A 1,403-nucleotide genomic window follows, 5' to 3' on the forward strand; every position below is an offset into this window, starting at 1 on the left:
TTTGACAAAATCCTTTATAAATGCTTGCACACTCATCTAAAGTTTTCCCTAACGCTAAAAAGGCTGGATGCCATGTTGTTACCCCATCACTACTGATTCATCCTTTGACGGAAAACGTTTACCGTCAATCTTTTATCAAACGGGAACCGAACATGAAACGTCCCTAGAGGAGAGCGATCTCCCAAAGGGAGTGCTGCGCAATCGCCCTCCAAATATCCCCACCCCCTTGAAATAACTGATTTATCCTTTGAGAGAAAACGTTTACCGTCAACCTTTTACCAAACAGGAACGGAACATGAAACGTCCCTAGAGGAGAGCGATCTCCCAAAGGGAGTGCTGCGCAATCGCCCGTCGGGGGTGTAATGCGATCTCCCACGGGGAGTGCTTCGCAATCGCCCTGAAATCCCATCACCTCTTACCAATAACAGGTTGACAGTTTTCCCTTGAGAAGATGCGGGAAGATGATCGCCCGCAGGGAGTGCTTCGCGATCGCCCCTCAACACATTCAGAATTTTCCCTTGAGAAGAAACACGGGGAACCCTGAATGCGATCTCCCAAAGGGAGTGCTGCGCAATCGCCCATTGGAATTGCTTCGCGATCGCCCTCCAAATATCCCCAAAACTTTGAAATAACTGATTTATCCGTTGACGGAAAACGTTTTCCGTCAACGTTTTACCAAATGGGAACCGAACATGAAATGAGCCTGGATATGAATTCTGCTTCCTGGAGTAAAGTGATCGCCCATCGGGAGTGTTTCGCAATCGCCCGTAGGGAGTGCTTCGCAATCGCTCATAGGGGGAAGACGAACCCTAGGAAATTCGCAAGGGAAATGCTTCCGAACCAGGGTGCGAGGGCAGAATCCAACCCAGTATCTACCAGGTCGCAATACTTATTCCTTCTTACGAAGGTCAAGATGTAGCTGTAAAACAATCAAATACCTGTTTAGTTGTACAAGCAGTCGCAATACCTATTCCTTCTTACGAAGGTCGAGACATATTTCATATTAATTAGTCTTTTGCCAAATTACCCGAGGTCTATGCTACCATGTCCCACACAATTTTCCAGAACATACTGAAAGCGAATGATCTTTTGTCAACCTCCTACAATTCTACTAATCAGTAATCGCATTCATTAAAACTTCTGTTAAACTCATTTCTTCTAACTCATCTAAAGTCACAGTGTCACAAATATCAAATTTAGCTCCTACACTTTGCAACTGGTCATCGAGAGCTTAGATAGTTATTTGGACTATCAATATTATCTTTAGCTCCACTAGGGTTACCTTGAGAAGACCCCGGGGGAGAATCCCTACATGGGATCTCGCCTGGGGTGTGCAATGCGAGATCGCTCATAGAAATTGATATGCGATCTCCCGTAGGGCGTGCTTCGCAATCGCCTGTATG

The 1,403-nt window shown here is 45.8% G+C and carries 2 protein-coding genes; both read right to left on the reverse strand.

Translation table 11 applies throughout. The features are described 5' to 3' along the window. Nucleotides 1–275: 275 nt before the first annotated feature. Nucleotides 276–668: a hypothetical protein gene (locus tag ASL19_RS18065; protein WP_200959792.1), complete on the reverse strand. Its 393-nt coding sequence runs from the start codon at nt 666–668 to the stop codon at nt 276–278. A gap of 552 nt (nt 669–1,220) precedes the next feature. Continuing rightward, nucleotides 1,221–1,403 (reverse strand): hypothetical protein (locus tag ASL19_RS18420; RefSeq protein WP_235528908.1); only part of this gene is annotated, 183 nt, incomplete at its 5' end.

The sequence above is a fragment of the Cylindrospermopsis sp. CR12 genome, assembly GCF_001432185.1.
Taxonomy (GTDB): Bacteria; Cyanobacteriota; Cyanobacteriia; order Cyanobacteriales; family Nostocaceae; genus Raphidiopsis; species Raphidiopsis raciborskii.